This is a genomic window from Pseudomonas zeae, assembly GCF_014268485.2.
Taxonomy (GTDB): Bacteria; Pseudomonadota; Gammaproteobacteria; order Pseudomonadales; family Pseudomonadaceae; genus Aquipseudomonas; species Aquipseudomonas neuropathica.
Window position 1 is genome coordinate 4,869,299 of the sequence record NZ_CP077090.1, and the last position, 17,027, is coordinate 4,886,325.

The following is a 17,027-nucleotide window of genomic DNA, read 5'->3' on the forward strand; positions in this document are numbered from 1 at the left end:
ACTACAGTTTTTCCAGTGCCATGTTCAGCGCTAGCACATTCACCACTGGCGGTCCCACCAGCGGCTGTTCGGTATGCGCATCGAGCAGTTGCTGAAGAGTCGATACCGGCAAGTTTCGCGCTGCCGCAACTCGCGCCAGTTGATAGGCAATTGCCGCCGGTGGCAAGTGCGGATCGAGACCACTGCCGGAGGTGGTCAGCAGGGCCAATGGCACTGGGCCTTGGCCGGGAACCTGGAGTTTGTTGGCGTCGTCGATCACGCGGGTTGCCAGTGCCGGATTGCTCGGGGCCAGGTTGCTCGCGCTGCTGGAAACGGTCGCAAACGCACCGGCGGAGGGACGTGGATGAAACCACGCATCGCCGACAAAATCCTGCGCGATCAGCGACGAGCCGCGGACCTTGCCGTCGGCGTCTCGCACCAGGCTGCCATTGGCTTGGGCGGGGAATGCGACTTGCGCAACACCGGTCACCACCAGTGGATAGGCGACACCGGTGACCAGGGTCATCAGCACCAGCAGGCTCAGGGCCGGACGTATCATTGTGGACATTTCAAGATCCTCGAATTCGTTGGGCAAACTTTTGCGGGGTGTCAGGGAGATCTTTTCCCCCTCACCCCAGCCCTCTCCCCCAAGGGGGCGAGGGGGAAAGGGAGCCGATTTCCATGCTTTTCAAAACTTGCGTTCGGCTCGGTATTTCAAGTCGGTGTAGCTCCCGTAAACACCTCGGTCAGTCCCCTCTCCCTTAAGTTCGCGAAGGGAAAGGGAGCCGATCTTCGTGCAGTTCAAAACCTGAGTTCGGCTCGGTATTTCAGGTCGATGTACCTCTGTTCAGCCACTCGGTCAGTCCCCTCTCCCTCTGGGAGAGGGTTAGGGTGAGGGGCTTTTTCCGGCCTCACACCAGATGCAGCGCCGTGAGCAACATGTCGATCGCCTTGATCCCCACGAACGGCACCAGAATCCCGCCCAGTCCGTAGATCAGCAGATTGCGTCGCAGCAACGCTGCCGCACTCGCCGCCTGCACGCGCACACCGCGCAGCGCCAGCGGAATCAGCACGACGATGATCAAGGCGTTAAAGACGATCGCCGAGAGAATCGCGCTCTGCGGACTGGTCAATTGCATGATGTTCAGCACGCCCAGTTGCGGATAAATCGAAGCGAACAGCGCCGGCAGAATCGCGAAGTATTTGGCCACGTCGTTGGCGATGGAAAACGTCGTCAGCGCACCGCGCGTCACCAGCAATTCCTTGCCGATCTGCACCACGTCGAGCAGCTTGGTCGGGTCGCTATCGAGGTCGACCATGTTCGCCGCTTCGCGGGCAGCCTGGGTGCCGTCGTTCATCGCCATGCCGACGTCCGCCTGAGCCAGCGCCGGCGCGTCGTTGGCACCGTCACCGCACATCGCAACCAGACGACCATCGTTCTGCTCGTGACGAATGCGCGCGAGTTTCTTCTCCGGGGTGGCTTCGGCGAGGACGTCATCAACGCCTGCTTCAGCGGCGATGGCGGCAGCGGTCAGCGGGTTGTCGCCAGTGACCATCACGGTACGAATGCCCAGTTTGCGCAGTTCAGCGAAACGTTCGCGGATCCCCGGTTTGACCACGTCCTTGAGATGGATCGCGCCAAGCAGTTTGCCGTCAGCGCAGACCAGCAACGGCGTGCCGCCGCTCTGGGCGATCTTGTCGATTTCCCGCGACAGGGCCGGAGCCAGATCCGAGCGCTTTTGGCCGAGGAAACTCAGCAGCGAATCCACCGCACCTTTGCGGTAGACACGACCCTGATAGTCGACGCCGGACAAACGGGTTTCAGCGCTGAACGGCACAGCGGTCAAGGTTTCCAGCGCCGGCTCAGGTTGCGGATGCAGACCCCGCAGGTATTCGACGATGGATTTACCTTCAGCGGTTTCGTCAGCCAAAGAAGCGAACAGCGCACCTTCGGCCAGCTCGCGACCACTCACACCCGGCGCGGCATACACCGCACTGCAACGACGGTTACCGAAGGTGATGGTGCCGGTCTTGTCCAGCAGCAACACATGCACGTCGCCCGCCGCTTCCACCGCACGACCGGATTTGGCGATCACATTGAGGCGCACCAGACGATCCATCCCGGCGATACCGATCGCCGAGAGCAAACCACCGATGGTGGTCGGGATCAGCGTAACCAGCAGCGCCACCAGAAACACCAGCGGCAGGCTGCCGTTGGCGAAACGGGCGAACGGTTGCAGGGTCACGACCACCAGCAAAAAGATCAGGGTCAGGCCGATCAGCAGGATATCCAGCGCCACTTCGTTCGGGGTTTTCTGGCGTTTGGCGCCTTCGACCAGCGCAATCATGCGATCGAGGGTCGACTCGCCCGGATTGGCGGTGATCTGCACCAGCAACCAGTCGGAGACCAGTCGCGTGTTGCCGGTGACGGCCGAACGGTCACCGCCGGACTCACGAATCACCGGCGCCGATTCACCGGTGATCGCCGCTTCGTTGACCGCCGCGATGCCTTCAATGACTTCGCCATCACCGGGGATCATTTCCCCTGCTTCGACGCGCACCACATCGCCTTTGCGCAGACTTGCCGCTGGCACCACTTGAAAGCTGCCGTTGGCCTGTTTACGACGTGCGCTGAGGCCTTCGCTGCCCGCCTTGAGGCTGTCGGCGCGGGCCTTGCCGCGACCTTCGGCCAAAGCTTCAGCGAAGTTGGCGAACAGCACGGTGAACCATAGCCACAGGGCAATTTGCGCCGCCACGAAAGTCGGTACATCGGCGTCAGGAATGAAGCACAGCACGGTGGTGAAAATCGCCGTCAGCTCAACCACCAGCATCACCGGCGAACGTTTCAGTTGCCGTGGGTCGAGCTTGACGAAAGCTTGCACCAGCGCCGGCCGCCACAGGGCCGAGATCGCGGTTTTCGCTTGTTCCGGCGCCTTGACGGCAGCGGGTTTGATTGCGGGCATATTCATCATTCAGTCCTCAGAAGCCCATGCTCAGGTGTTCGGCAATCGGGCCAAGCGCCAGAGTCGGCAAGAAGGTCAGGCCGCCCACCAGCAAAATGGTCACGGTCAACAGGGTCACGAACAGCGGGCCATGAGTCGGGAAGCTGTTCTGGCCGATCGGTGCGGTTTTCTTCATCGCCAGACTGCCGGCCAGTGCCAGAACCGGAAGGATGTAGCCGAAGCGACCGATCAACATGCCCAGGCCCAACATCAGATTGTGGAACGGCGTGTTCGCGCTCAGGCCACCGAACGCCGAGCCGTTGTTGGCACTCGCCGAGGTGTAGGCGTAAAGCAACTGGCTGAAACCGTGCGGGCCAGGGTTGCTGATGGTTGCCGCGGCACTGGGAACCGCTGCGGCAATCGCACCGAGCACCAGCACGCCAACCGGCATGACCAGCAGGGTCACCACCAGCAATTGCACTTCGCGCGCCTGGAGTTTCTTGCCGAGGTATTCCGGCGTACGCCCGATCATCAGACCGGCGAGGAACACCGCGATCAACACGTTGAGCAACATGCCGTAGAGCCCGGCACCGACGCCGCCGAAGATCACTTCGCCGACCATCATGTTGACCAGCGCGACCATGCCGCTGAGCGGGTTGAGGCTGTCGTGCATGCCGTTGACCGAACCGTTCGAGGCGGCCGTGGTGGTCACCGACCAGAGAACGGTAGCGGTGGTGCCGAAGCGCGCTTCTTTACCTTCCAGCGGCGCGGTCTGTTCAACGGCAGCGTTGTTCAGGGTCGGGTTCGGTTGATATTCAGCCCACAGCGAGGTCGCGCCGCCGATCAGGAACAGCGCGAGCATGCAGGCGATGATCGCGCGGCTCTGACGCAGGTCTTTGACGTAGTGGCCGAAAGTGAACACCAGCGCCACCGGGATCAGAATAATTGACGACACTTCAAACAGGTTGCTCCACGCGCTCGGGTTCTCGAACGGATGCGCCGAGTTGACGCCGAAGAAGCCACCACCGTTGGTGCCCAGTTGCTTGATCGCAATCTGACTGGCCGCCGGGCCGAGCGGGATCACTTGATCGACGCCCTGCATGGTCACCGCATTCACATATTGGGCGAAGGTTTGCGGCACGCCCTGCCAGACCAGATACAGTGCCAGCAACAGGCACAGCGGCAGCAGACCGTAGAGGGTGGCGCGAGTCATGTCGACCCAGAAGTTGCCGAGGGTTTTCGTCGATTTGCGGCCGATGCCACGGCACAGTGCGACCAGAACGGCGAGGCCGGTAGCGGCGCTGACAAAGTTCTGCACGGTGAGGCCGATCATCTGGCTCAGGTAGCTCAGAGACGCTTCACCGCTGTAGGACTGCCAGTTGGTGTTGGTCATGAAACTGACGGCCGTGTTGAACGCTTGCGTCCATTCCATGCCCGGCAGATTTTGTGGATTCAGCAGCAAGTGATCCTGGAACAACAGAATCGCGAACAGCAGGAGGAAACCGGCGAGGTTGAACGCCAGCAGCGCCAGCGTGTACTTCTGCCAGCTCTGCTCGGCGTTAGGATCAACCCCGGCGACGCGATAACAGCCGCGCTCGACCGGACCGAGAACCGGCGTCAGCCAAGTCCGCTGACCTTCCATTACCTTGTAGTAGAAGCGCCCGAGGAACGGCGCCGGCAGCAAGACCACCGCAAAAAACGCGAGGATCAGCCAATAGTCATAACTGTGCATAGCCGCTCCTAGTTCCGATCCGCGCGCAACAGCGCAACCAACAGATAAATGAACAGCCCCACTGCCAACAGCAGTGACACCCCGTCCAGAACGCTCATGGAAGATCTCCGTGTTACGGCGTATTGCCGCGTGTGGAGGCATTGTCGGAAAGGAGGCTGTAAAGGAACGAGAGCGAGGGTGTTGGCTGTGCATAAAGAAAGCGTAAAGAGTGGATTTATGCCGGCGTTACAGGTGGGTTTTGTGCCGTATGGGCGGGCCTCTTCGCGAGCAGGCTCGCTCCCACAGGTGTCGGTGTTGCTCAGGCGAACGCATTTCAAAATGTGGGAGCGAGCCTGCTCGCGAAGACGGCATAACCGTCAACATCGCACCCAACTGGCGCACAAAAAACGCTCATCCAGCCGCGAACATCCCCGATACGACAGCTTTCAACTCATTACGACTTGTTTCAGCGCACTGGCACGTCCACTGCACACACCCTTCCCCGAGCTTTCCAAACCGTTCAGGGAGCAACCGCATGAACACACAACTCAAACCCACACTGGGCACCTTGCACCTGTGGGGCATTGCCGTAGGGCTGGTGATTTCCGGCGAGTACTTCGGATGGAGTTACGGCTGGGGCGTCGCCGGAACACTGGGCTTCCTGGTGACCTCGTTCATGGTCGCGACCATGTACACCTGCTTCATTTTCAGCTTCACCGAACTCACCACGGCGATTCCCCATGCCGGCGGACCGTTTGCCTACAGCCGACGCGCCTTCGGCGAAAAAGGTGGCTTGATTGCAGGCTTGGCGACGCTGATCGAATTCGTCTTCGCTCCACCGGCCATCGCGCTGGCGATTGGCGCCTACCTGAATGTGCAGTTTCCGGCACTCGATCCGAAGCATGCGGCGGTCGGCGCTTACATCGTGTTCATGGGGCTGAACATTCTCGGGGTGAAACTGGCGGCGACCTTCGAGCTGGTGGTCTGCGTACTGGCGGTGGCAGAGTTGCTGGTGTTCATGGGCGTGGTCGCGCCGGCCTTCAGCTTCAGCAACTTCGCACTGAATGGCTGGGCCGGTTCGGATGTGTTCGGTGCGCCAGCGATTGCCGGGATGTTCGCCGCGATTCCGTTTGCGATCTGGTTTTTCCTGGCGATTGAAGGCGCAGCGATGGCTGCCGAAGAAGCCAAGGATCCGAAGCGCACGATTCCCAAGGCCTACATCAGCGGCATTTTGACTTTGGTAGTGCTGGCAATGGGCGTGATGTTCTTTGCCGGCGGCGTCGGCGACTGGCGCACCCTGGCCAACATCAACGACCCGCTACCGCAAGCGATGAAAACCGTGGTCGGCGACAACTCCGGCTGGCTGCACATGCTGGTGTGGATCGGCCTGTTCGGTCTGGTCGCCAGTTTCCACGGGATCATTCTCGGCTACTCGCGGCAGTTCTTCGCCCTCGCCCGCGCCGGCTATCTTCCCGCTTCGCTGGCGAAACTCTCGCGCTTCCAGACACCGCACCGCGCCATTATTGTCGGCGGCATCATCGGCATCGCCGCGATTTACAGCGACGGCCTGATCAACCTCGGTGGCATGACCCTTACCGCCGCGATGATCACCATGGCCGTATTCGGCGCCATCGTGATGTACATCATGAGCATGCTCAGCCTGTTCAAACTGCGTAAATCGGAACCGAATCTGGAACGCACCTTTCGCGCGCCGTGCTATCCGCTGATTCCGCTGATTGCATTGGTGCTGGCGGTGGTGTGTCTGGTGGCGATGGCCTGGTTCAATACGTTGATCGGCTTGATCTTCCTCGGCTTCATGGCGGTCGGTTTCGGCTACTTCCTGCTGACCGGGCAACTGCGTGCCGACGCACCAGCCGATGCGATGCTGACAGGTCATTGAGGGATTTCGGGTGTACCGGGTGCAAGCGGCCTAGAATGGAACCACTGCGAAGTCACTTCGCTCAAACGTGGTATGCAGCGTCGCACGGCGAAATCCTCGTCCGTCGACCTGCCCTTAAGGAGAGCCGTTATGCCTTGGTATGCCTGGTTGATTCTGGTCGTTGCAATCGGCTCGATCGTGGGTGGATTAATGATGTTGCGCGACACCGCCAACAAGGTCGATCTGACCGATGAAGAACGCCGACGCGTTGCCCAACGCAATGCCGAAGCGGACGCGAAAGACGCGCAAGACCGTTGAACACAACCCTGCCTGATCGGCGGGGTTTGTGCTTTTTATAGCCATTTGACCTATCCGCATGCTTTTAAGAAGTAGAAGTACAGTCACCATCTAATTTTCCTTGGTTAAGATGGGGACATTGTTGCGGAGAGTTCCAGATGCGTTATTCGCAGGACCATAAAGCCCAGACCCATCAGCGCATCATCAAGGAGGCTTCGGCACGCTTTCGCAAGGACGGAATCGGCGCTACCGGGCTGCAACCCCTGATGAAAGCACTGGGTCTGACCCATGGCGGTTTCTACTCACATTTCAAGTCCAAGGACGAGTTGGTCGAGAAGGCCTTGCAAGAGGCCGGCAACCAGGTCGATGGGTTATGTGCCGAGATTTTTGCCCAGGACAACGCGCTTGATGTGTTCATCGAGACGTATCTGTCCGAATGGCACCAGACATCACCACACGAAGGCTGCCCATTGCTGACCATTTCTTCCGAGTTAGGGCTGCGCGGGCAACCGAGTCCCACCAGTGACGTGGTACTCAACGCACGGCTGGAGCAGATCGAAAACAGCCTCGAAGGTGAGAACAGCGCTGACCGCGCCATCGTCATCATGTCGACCCTGGTCGGTGCACTGCTGCTGTCGCGCAGTGTCGCGGATGCCGGGTTTGCGCAACGCATCCTCGATATCACCCGCGATCATCTCAAGAACCGCGACTAAGCCTGCCAGCGCTTGAACAATACGCTGGCATTGACCCCGCCAAACCCGAAACCATTGGACAGTGCATATTCGATAGACATTGGCCGAGCCTGGCCATGAACAATGTCTACACCTGCGCTCGCCGGATCGGGATTGTCGAAATTCAAAGTCGGCGGCACCACCTGATCACGAATCGCCAACAGTGTGAAAATGGCTTCAAGCCCGCCTGCAGCGCCGAGCAAATGACCGGTGGCTGACTTGGTCGAGGTCACGGCGATTTTATTCTCGGTACCGAACAACGCCTTGATCGCGGCCAACTCACCCAGATCGCCCACTGGCGTCGAGGTCGCGTGAGCATTGAGGTGCTGCACCTGATCCGGCTCGATACCCGCCTGCGCCAGTGCCAGCGTCATCGCCCGCCGCGCCCCGCTGCCATCTTCAGGCCCGGCCGTCAGGTGATAGGCGTCGGCGCTGGTGCCATAGCCGACCAGCTCCGCCAGCGGCGTCGCGCCACGCGCCAGCGCATGCTCGAGGGATTCGATCACCAACAACCCCGCGCCCTCGCCCATGACGAAACCGTCGCGCCCGCTGTCGAACGGCCGCGAGGCGCGCTGCGGGGTGTCGTTGTAACCGCTCGACAGTGCCCGCGCTGCCGCGAAACCGGCCAGACTGACACGGTCGATGCAGGCTTCCGCACCGCCACACACGGCAATATCCGCTTCGCCAGCGCGGATCAATCGTGCCGCGTCGCCAATCGCTTGAACACCCGCAGCGCACGCCGTCACCGGCGCACCCAAAGGCCCCTTGAGGCCGTGTTGAATGGATACGTGACCTGCCGCGAGATTGACCAGAAACGACGGAATGGTAAACGGTGACAAACGCCGAGGACCGCGACTGTCGGTGGTGCGCACGGCGTCGGCAATCGCGCCAAAACCGCCGACACCGGAACCGATGATCGTTGCGCTACGCTCCTGGCTTTTGTTTTCTGAAGGATGCCAGTCGGCCTGCTCCAGCGCCTGTCGGGCAGCCTCCATGGCGAACAGAATGAAGCGATCCATCTTCTTCTGCTCTTTGGGCGGCGTGGCGCGATCCGGATCGAAACCTGCTTCAGCGTCCTCTTCCAGCGTCGGCACCGCACCGCCGACTCGCGTGGGTAAATCAGCGACCGTTGCCTCAGGCAAGTTACGCAAACCAGAGCGACCGGCCAGCAAACGCTGCCATACGACTTCGAGATCGCTGCCCAAGGGTGAAACCAGGCCCATGCCCGTGACGACTATTCGACGCGAATCCATACTGTGGTGACCTCTGATCAATTCAATTGCCGGACTTATAGCGTTGCGCTGCAGCACTGCGGCAAAGGTTCGGCGCCATGACATGGCGAGCCGCAACAAAGGCGTGCCATTCGCCTGCGTCAGGCAGCGAAGGAATGGTGATCAACTCGCCCTGATCCAGACCGGCCAGCGCCGCATCAACCATCTCGCCCGCCTCCATGACCATTTCTGCCGGAATGCCACTGGCATCGATACCGGAGCGCTCCCAGATTTCGGTGCGGGTCACACCCGGCAGCACGGCCTGGATCTGCACGCCGGTGCCTTCGAGTTCAGTGTTCAGCGACTGGGTCAGGCTCAGTACATAGGCTTTACTGGCGCTGTAGGTGGCGTTGAAGCGTTCCGGAAACAGCGCCACCACCGAGGCGATATTGATAATCGTGCCACGCCCGGCCTTGGCGAAACTGGCAGCCGCCGCCGATGCCAGGCGGGTGACGGCGGTGATGTTCAGCTGGATCAACCGCTCCAACTGGTCCATATCGGCGTTGGCCAGCAAACCGTCCGACGCCACACCGGCGTTATTCACCAGCAAACTGATGCTGGAATCGCTGCGCAGGCGTTGTTCGAGTTTGATCACGTCACCCTTTTGCGTCAGGTCTGCTTTCAGCACTTCGACCTGAACGCCATGGGCATCACGCAACTGGCTAGCAGCACTTTCCAGACGGTCCTTGTCACGGGCTACCAGCAGCAGATCAAAACCACGCGCCGCCAGGCGCTGAGCGTAAATCGCACCGATTCCGGACGATGCGCCGGTAACGAGAGCAGTACCTTGGGATTGTGCGGAATTCATGAGAATGCTCCTGGAATGCTTGATGACGGGAGTTGCCGATGAAACCTGCTGGCTCGACGAATCGGCGAATTATTATAGGCATAATCCAAACGCAATATGATAGCCGTAATTTTAAATCGTCCGACGGTTGCCCTCTCCACCGCTACCAGCGGCCATGCACTGCGCAAGTAAAAAAGGCCGGTCAATGACCGGCCTCTTGGCTTTGAACACTCAGCTTAGTTGACTTCCAGCTTGTCGCGATTGCGATCCAGAATCGCCTTGCCAATTCCCTTCACTTCCAGCAACTCATCCACCGACGCAAACGGCCCGTTTGTTTCACGATAAGCAACAATCGCTTTGGCCTTGGCCTCTCCGACTCCCGCCAGTTCCTTTTGCAGCGTTGCCGCATCGGCATCGTTGAGGTCGACTTTTGCGCTTTGGGAAGGTGCAGTTGTCTCCATCACCAAAGGCGCCTTGGGTGACTCCACTGGCGCAACAGGTGCGGCAATAGCGGCGATCGAGGCGCTGGTGAGGAAAGCAAAAATCAGAGAATAGAAGTAACCGGTACGCATTAGTGACGCTCCATCATCGTTTGAGAAAGCAGCTTTTCCGAAGCTGCTCTCCAAACGTAGGTCATGGTGGGGCTATGTCAAAAATGCGTGCGTTACAGAATGTGAAACAATCAGGGTTCGAGACGACGCTGCTGGTAGATCCAGTCGACGATCTCGCCGTCGGGGGTGTAGCCGGAGACGGTGTCTCGAAGCAACTGGCGAACGAGCGAATAATCATCCTCTTCGACGGCAGCCAGCAAATCCGCCAAACGAAGCTTGAGCAAGTCCCATGGCAAATGATCTTCGCTGGCACTCATGATCATCGGGTGCTCGGTCGCCAATACGTTATCGCCAATCAACAACTCTTCATAAAGCTTCTCGCCGGGGCGTAATCCGGTGAATTCGATCGAAATGTCGCCTTGCAGATTTTTCTCGGAACGCACGCTCAAACCGGACAAATGAATCATCTTCTTCGCCAGTTCGACAATTCTTACCGGTTCCCCCATATCGAGTACGAACACATCGCCCCCCTGCCCCATGGAACCGGCCTGGATCACTAATTGCGCGGCTTCAGGGATAGTCATGAAGTAACGGGTAATCTTCGGGTGGGTAACCGTCAATGGCCCACCGGATTTGATCTGACTGTGGAATAGCGGAATGACCGAACCAGAAGAGCCCAGCACATTCCCGAAGCGAACCATCGTGAAGCGAGTCTTGTTGACTCGGGATACGTTGGATTTGTCACCGAATAGAACGGGGGCGATTTCTCTACTCAAGGCCTGAAGCGTCAGCTCGGCAAGTCGCTTGGTACTGCCCATTACGTTAGTTGGGCGAACAGCCTTGTCCGTGGAAATCAACACGAAATTGGACACACCCGATTGCAATGCTGCCTGGGCAGTATTAAGCGTCCCGATGACGTTATTGAGTACCCCTTCCGCAATGTTGTGTTCAACCATGGGCACGTGCTTATACGCGGCCGCATGGTAAACAGTTTCAACGTCCCAGGTCTTCATAACATCCAGCAGTTTATGCGGGTGTCGGATGGAACCGAGTATTGGCAAGAGCTTGACCGACGCCGACTCCCGGGTTCCCCTTTGCTCCAACTCCGAAAGTATGCTGTAGAGGTTGAACTCGCTGTGGTCAAACAACAGCAGCCTGGTGGGGCCAAGCGAGTAGATCTGTCGGCAAAGCTCTGAGCCAATGGAACCGCCAGCGCCAGTGACCATCACCGTCTTGCCCTTGATACAGCGCTCAAGCAGATCCGGTTGTGCAGGCACCGAATCGCGCCCCAAAAGATCAGCGATATCCACTTCCTGAATATCCTCGACCTTGACTCGGCCACTGGCAAGGTCAGTGAAATTTGGAACGCTGCGGATATGTAGCGGAAAACTTTCCAGAAGCGTGAGAATCTCCCGGCGACGTGCACGTGTCGACGACGGCAGCGCCAGAAGAATTTCCTGCGCACCTGTTTCATCGATCATCTGTTGAATGTGCTTGGGTTTATAAACCTGCAGCCCGGCAATTACCCGATCAGCAATGCTCGGGTCGTCATCAATAAATGCAACCGGGCGCATGGTTCGGCCCATGCGTAATGCGGCAACCAATTGATTACCCGCGACGCCTGCCCCATAGACTGCGACTTTGATAAGGCTATCGTCACGGCTGGAAAAGGGTACGTGCTGAGCGCCGGCGAACCAGTCCCCCATGAAATACTGACGCATGCACAACCGCAAGCCGCCGATGATGACAAGGCTTAGCCACCAGTAGTTGAAGACAATCGAACGCGGGACTACTGCCTCGTGGTTGCTATACCAATAGACAACCAGCGCCAGAATCAATGCGGACAGACTGACCGCTTTGATAATAGCGACCAGTGCATCGTTGCCGAAATAGCGCATGACCGCACGGTACATGCCAAAACGAATGAACAAGGGAATCGCAACAATAGGTGCACATACAAAAAGCCAGAAATGCACCTTGAAAGGGTTGTACATATCGTCCAGACCCAGGCGAACGATAAAGGCCAGCCACAAAGCGACCCAGACGAGCACGATGTCTGTGGCAACCTGAAGCAGTCTCTTGCGGCGCCGGGGAAGGCCTAACAGGTACTCTCTGATTTTATCCATAAACCCTTCAATTACCATGATCACTCCTTTCATCAGCACTCGCCATAGTGCTGGCTGGAGGGCGTTTCGTGATCACTCTAAACCTAAATGACCTGGCAATTACTGCTTAGTTCTTGACCACCGGAATCTCGAGATCTCCGGCGTGAAACTTTATTGCCAAAGCGACCAATGGAATGTAAGCCAAAAGCACACCCAAAGCACCGTCCAAACCGAGACGCGTAACACAAAAGGCAATGGGCAACAGCCAGAAGAGGTTGATCACGCCGACCGCAACAGTGACGGGCAAGTGCTTGCCAAAGCGACGTGAGGCAAACTGGTAGGCATGACTTCGGTGTGCCTCATAGACCTTGTCTCCTCGTAGTATGCGACGTAACAATGTATAGGTCGCATCAACGATAAATACGCCAAGCAGAATCAACCAAGCCCAAAGCATTGGTGCGCTGACCCAGGCCGCCTGCAGAGACAAACCGCCAAGTACGACGCCCAAAAATCCACTGCCAGCATCTCCCATGAATATTCGTGCCGGAGGGAAATTCCAGTAAAGAAAACCGCCAACGGCAGCCGCGAGCAACAAAGGCGCCCAGATCAGATTCTCCAGTCCCGACAACCAGTAAAGCAGACAAGCACCGACGCAGGCACAAATCGCTTCTACACTGGCGATTCCGTCAATGCCGTCCATGAAATTGTAAAGATTAAGTAGCCATACAAGATAAAAAGCACCCAGCACAAAGCCCAGCCAACCTAGCTCGATCGAAGTACCGAACAACTCAACGGGCGGTATGCCGCCTATCCAGCCCAATAACCACAAAGCTGAAGCAAAATGAGCCAATAATCGCCATCGCGCGGCGATATGCCCGTGATCATCCATGAATCCAATCAGGGCAATGGCAGCACCGCCACCTGCCACCGCGAAAAAAAACCGGGCGGAAATCAAATCCGTGAAAAACAGAAATCCCAGGGACAAGATAAACGCGACAACAATCGCTACACCGCCTCCGCGTGGCGTAGCCACAACATGAGAGCTGCGTGCATTAGGAACATCCATCAGACTTCGAGATATCGCATACCGGCGCAAAACAGCAGTCAGCAAAAAAGCAATTCCGAAAACCAATGGAATGAAATATCCGTAACTCATCTTTTGCGAGACTCCAGAAAATGCTCGGCTGTCGCCTTCAAACCCTCATCCAGGGTGAAGGGCGGACGCCAGCCTAACAACTCTCGATTCTTCTTGATATCGACCTGTAGCGAGCCGAAAAGCCGCTGAGCGACTGCACCTCGCCCCACCAGGCGAGCGAAGAACTTCAGTAGAGAAACAGGAGCGGGGACGAGCCAGGTTTTTCTACCCAAGAAAGTCAGAAGACGTTGCATCAATTGGGTTGTAGAAACATCTTCATCATCACTGACCAGAAACACCTGGTTTGCGGCACGAGGATGATCGACACACGTACTGACTAAATCGACGACGTTATCCAGTGAAACGAGACTTCGCAGGTTGGAAACAGATCCGAAAGGCATTGGAATACCCTTCGTGAGCCAGTGCATCATTTGACGAAAGTTCGCACCTACTCCTGGACCATAAATTAGTACCGGGCGGATGATTACAACTTCTATTGCGCCTGTCTGGGCAAGCTGCATTAATTGTTGTTCTGCTTCGTATTTGGAGATTCCATAAGCATCTGATGGGAGCGGAGTGTCGCTGGCACTAAAGGCATGGCCGAGCAGAGTAGCTTCGCCATTAACCTTGATAGAACTAATATAGATGAACCTTTTGACACCAGCCGCAACGGCCTGCCGTGCCAGACAAAGTGTTCCTTGGACATTAACCGCGCGAAACTCTTCAATCGACTGTGCCGCGTCCTCTTGCATGACGTGCACTCGCGCCGCAGCATGTACAACAACATCCACACCAGTTAGAGACTCGCGCCAGTCGGTATTTTCATTAATATCCGATATACGAGTTACCGTCATTTTTCCTGGTAACTTTCCTCGTACACTCCGTAATGGGGCCACGACGGAGTTATCTGGAAAAGTGCAAAAATGCTGAACCAAGGACCTTCCAAGAAATCCCGTCGCACCGGTGACAAGTATTTTTTTTGGCATTTTTAACCGATTCGGAGGGAGTTGAGGCGCAATTTATCACGAAAAGCGTGCAGGAGAAATTACTGAACAATCATCTCAGAACATTCTCGCAACCCGATACGGTAGGCCCTGATCTGGATTTTCCGGAGCTGCGAAGATGCAAAAAAAGTACGGGCAAGTCTACAACTTGGGCCTCATCGATATATACACCCGAAAAGTGTACCAGCCAGCTTAGCGCGGCCCTTTTAAATGAAAATAGCGCAAAAATTTATTAAAAACTCTGGCAAAGGTCAATTTAATACCGCCCTCATACATGGAAATTTCAACCAACAACCAGTAATGGGACAAGCGCCTGACGAATCCGCCCCAGGTGGAAATACGAACAGGTTGTATCGTACTGCTATTCATTAACCTTCCGCCCACTTGAAAAAGAGTGGTCCATTGCGCCGCTACAGTGGCGATATCAAACCGGCGAAGCACGTCATCGTATGCGTTGTCAGCAATGGTAGACCTGCTCGCCTCATCATCCAAATAACGTTCGATAGCAGCGATCCAGCATGCCGCAGTGTTAGATTCAATCAACAATCCGGTAACACCATCCACTACAGAACCGACGTAACTTTCAGATTGTGTATAAATTCCAGCACATCGAAATGCAGCGTACTCACGATATTTGTTGTTCGTTTTATACTTATTAGAATTTTTGTTATCAAGCGGAGCGAGACCTATTTTCCAACCGCGCTGTACTTGAAAGGCTATATATTCAGCATAGCTATTCATATGCCCGAAAAACCTAACTCTGCCCCCCTCCTCCAACCAGCTGGGCATGCAGCCGATAAACTCAAAAACAACATTGCTTCTTTTCGCGAGTATATGAGGAATCACGTCCTTGAGAATATCCAGATCCGCATCGCGCGATGGGCTGCCGGCAAATCCGATACGATATTCCGAGTCTGTACTTACTTCGCATCCAGAAAGCAATGAAAAATCAAAAAAAGCAGACAACAGCACCGTATTGCGATTTTTCGGAAGTATGTACTCTCTAAGAGCTACCGAATTGGTAATAACAGTATGCGCTTTCTCCACCGCATACTTTAGAGAGCGCCGAATAATCGGATGTTTATAGTACTTCGCTAAAGCAGTCTCACCTTCGATCAACCAAAAATTGTCATCAATATAATAAAAATATGGAATATTGCTGCGCTTCAGCGCCTCCATCCAGAAAATCGCAACAGGATCTGCAGTCCGAACAAACAACGGAAGTTCCGAGTTCGATAGAAGCTGTTCATCAATCTGGGAAAGATATACTTTTTTATATGTGACACCGAGACCAGAACATTCCGAAAGCAGTTGCTCCGTCAACTGAGTTGTCGCGATATCCGCCTCGACAATCAATAATATATCAACGCTGAAACCTAAATCACTCATCATATGAAAAATATGCGCACGGAACTAGTTTATTGGGACGCAAAGGCCAACGCGATACCATCGAACACTCTACAATTTTGACGCAAGGATCAGAATCCCGACCAAAGAAACGAATGAACGCCACTTCTTCTTGCTGTAGCACATTTCCGAGAGAGAAACGGACGAGCCCGATGGTATCAACGCCAGACAATACCGTCGTCGAATTCCATATAATGTTACTACTTTTACCAACCAACTCTATGCCAAGTTGCGCCCCTTGGGCATCAGCAGACAGATACACATATACAAAAATAGAGTTGCACGGACCGGAGCCTTTAATTTGATATTCAATATATCCTCCGATCGGCACCTCTTTGCCAAGCCGATAATCCCTTGGTTTGCGAGAACGATAATTTGTATCGAGATAATCGTCCATGCGTTTCATGTCTACAGCAGGCAGATCAGGACCCACGGTTAGCAATCCAATCAGCTTTTCATGTCTAAGCAGTTTTGCTTCACACTCTGCAACATAGTCATGTTGCTCTTTTAGTCGCTTACCTAACAACTCCTCTGCGTATGACACGGTGGAGAAACCTTCTGCGCTATAAGCTTTTGCCGCGGTTCTGGACTCTCGCAACGCCGGAGTATCCAGAAATGGGTAACCATCCAAATTCTCTGCCAGCTCCAAGTAACCATGCTCATCATCTTCCTTCCAAACAACGAGATGATAAACAATTTGATGGCAAACATCGGTTAAATGTTGACGCAACTCTCTTTGACAGGAAGGATCAATTCGATTGAACTTCGGAAAATAAAAAAACTCCATCCTTAGCAATCGGATTTCCAATCCTGGGTTTGAGTTATCGGATTGCGACAAGCCCCAGGTAACTGCATGAGGATGGTAGTACTCTCTTTTGTCAATAGGTGCCCAAGAACAACTCGACCAGAACCTTGGCGTATGTTCGTTAAACACTTGAAGATGGTATGGATTGGCTAAGTTTAGTTTCTGCTCGTAATAAGGTACGACAATGCAAATCTGAGCTTTATGCTTACAAACGCGATAAAGCTCTTTCATTGTAAATATCAGATCGGACACATGCTCCAAGCTGTGAGATGCATGAACAAGCTCAACGGAACTGTCTCCAAAAGGTAGCGGCCTGTCAAGATCCGCTACCACTTGAACACCTGGTAATGGAAATCGGTCGACACCAATAAATCCAGGAAGACACTTAGGTCCACAACCGATGTCCAGTTTCATAACCAACAC

The 17,027-nt window shown here is 55.6% G+C and carries 15 protein-coding genes; 3 read left to right on the plus strand and 12 right to left on the minus strand.

Features of this window, described 5'->3' with window-relative positions:
* Nucleotide 1: 1 nt before the first annotated feature.
* The 4 genes from kdpC to kdpF form a co-directional block, all read right to left on the minus strand.
* Nucleotides 2-547 carry a potassium-transporting ATPase subunit KdpC gene (gene kdpC, locus HU754_RS21390; protein WP_093435218.1) on the minus strand — a complete coding sequence of 182 codons (546 nt, stop codon included), beginning with the start codon at nt 545-547 and terminating at the stop codon, nt 2-4.
* A 343-nt stretch (nt 548-890) separates the two neighbouring features.
* Nucleotides 891-2,948, minus strand: coding sequence for a potassium-transporting ATPase subunit KdpB (gene kdpB, locus HU754_RS21395; RefSeq protein WP_186620575.1), 2,058 nt, complete (start codon nt 2,946-2,948; stop codon nt 891-893).
* A gap of 10 nt (nt 2,949-2,958) precedes the next feature.
* The gene (gene kdpA, locus HU754_RS21400; protein WP_186620573.1) at nt 2,959-4,653 is read right to left on the minus strand and encodes a potassium-transporting ATPase subunit KdpA; all 1,695 of its coding nucleotides are present in this window, start codon (nt 4,651-4,653) and stop codon (nt 2,959-2,961) included.
* An 8-nt stretch (nt 4,654-4,661) separates the two neighbouring features.
* Complete coding sequence (gene kdpF / locus HU754_RS21405) at nt 4,662-4,751, minus strand: K(+)-transporting ATPase subunit F (protein ID WP_007899818.1); 90 nt, start codon at nt 4,749-4,751, stop codon at nt 4,662-4,664.
* A 416-nt stretch (nt 4,752-5,167) separates the two neighbouring features.
* Between kdpF and eat the strand changes: the two genes are divergently transcribed.
* The 3 genes from eat to HU754_RS21420 all read left to right on the plus strand — a co-directional run bounded on the left by eat (nt 5,168) and on the right by HU754_RS21420 (nt 7,521).
* A complete protein-coding gene (eat, locus tag HU754_RS21410; protein WP_093435227.1) occupies nt 5,168-6,532 on the plus strand; it encodes an ethanolamine permease in 1,365 nt (454 codons plus the stop codon).
* Between the two features lie 129 nt (nt 6,533-6,661).
* Nucleotides 6,662-6,829: a DUF2897 family protein gene (locus tag HU754_RS21415; protein ID WP_007908505.1), complete on the plus strand. Its 168-nt coding sequence runs from the start codon at nt 6,662-6,664 to the stop codon at nt 6,827-6,829.
* Nucleotides 6,830-6,966: 137 nt separating this feature from the next.
* Nucleotides 6,967-7,521, plus strand: coding sequence for a TetR/AcrR family transcriptional regulator (locus tag HU754_RS21420; protein ID WP_186620571.1), 555 nt, complete (start codon nt 6,967-6,969; stop codon nt 7,519-7,521).
* On the opposite strand, the gene fabF is transcribed toward HU754_RS21420, so the two are convergent.
* From fabF to HU754_RS21460, 8 genes are all read right to left on the minus strand, one after another.
* Entirely contained in the window at nt 7,518-8,792 is a 1,275-nt protein-coding gene (fabF, locus tag HU754_RS21425) for a beta-ketoacyl-ACP synthase II (protein ID WP_186620569.1), read from the minus strand. The two genes, HU754_RS21420 and fabF, sit on opposite strands and share 4 nt — an antisense overlap.
* Nucleotides 8,793-8,814: 22 nt before the next feature.
* A complete protein-coding gene (locus HU754_RS21430; protein WP_186620567.1) occupies nt 8,815-9,618 on the minus strand; it encodes an SDR family NAD(P)-dependent oxidoreductase in 804 nt (267 codons plus the stop codon).
* Between the two features lie 215 nt (nt 9,619-9,833).
* A complete protein-coding gene (locus tag HU754_RS21435) occupies nt 9,834-10,169 on the minus strand; it encodes a ComEA family DNA-binding protein (RefSeq protein WP_186620565.1) in 336 nt (111 codons plus the stop codon).
* A 110-nt stretch (nt 10,170-10,279) separates the two neighbouring features.
* Nucleotides 10,280-12,274 (minus strand): polysaccharide biosynthesis protein, encoded by a 1,995-nt coding sequence (locus tag HU754_RS21440; protein ID WP_186620688.1) that lies wholly within the window; start codon nt 12,272-12,274, stop codon nt 10,280-10,282.
* Between the two features lie 106 nt (nt 12,275-12,380).
* Nucleotides 12,381-13,409, minus strand: a complete 1,029-nt coding sequence (locus HU754_RS21445; protein WP_186620563.1) for an MraY family glycosyltransferase — start codon at nt 13,407-13,409, stop codon at nt 12,381-12,383.
* Nucleotides 13,406-14,374: a UDP-glucose 4-epimerase family protein gene (locus HU754_RS21450; RefSeq protein WP_186620561.1), complete on the minus strand. Its 969-nt coding sequence runs from the start codon at nt 14,372-14,374 to the stop codon at nt 13,406-13,408. Before HU754_RS21450 ends, HU754_RS21445 begins: the two co-directional genes overlap by 4 nt.
* 210 nt (nt 14,375-14,584) lie before the next feature.
* Complete coding sequence (locus HU754_RS21455; protein WP_186620559.1) at nt 14,585-15,784, minus strand: glycosyltransferase; 1,200 nt, start codon at nt 15,782-15,784, stop codon at nt 14,585-14,587.
* Nucleotides 15,774-17,018: a class I SAM-dependent methyltransferase gene (locus tag HU754_RS21460; RefSeq protein WP_186620549.1), complete on the minus strand. Its 1,245-nt coding sequence runs from the start codon at nt 17,016-17,018 to the stop codon at nt 15,774-15,776. The genes HU754_RS21455 and HU754_RS21460 overlap by 11 nt, the downstream gene beginning before the upstream one ends.
* Between the last annotated feature and the right edge of the window lie 9 nt (nt 17,019-17,027).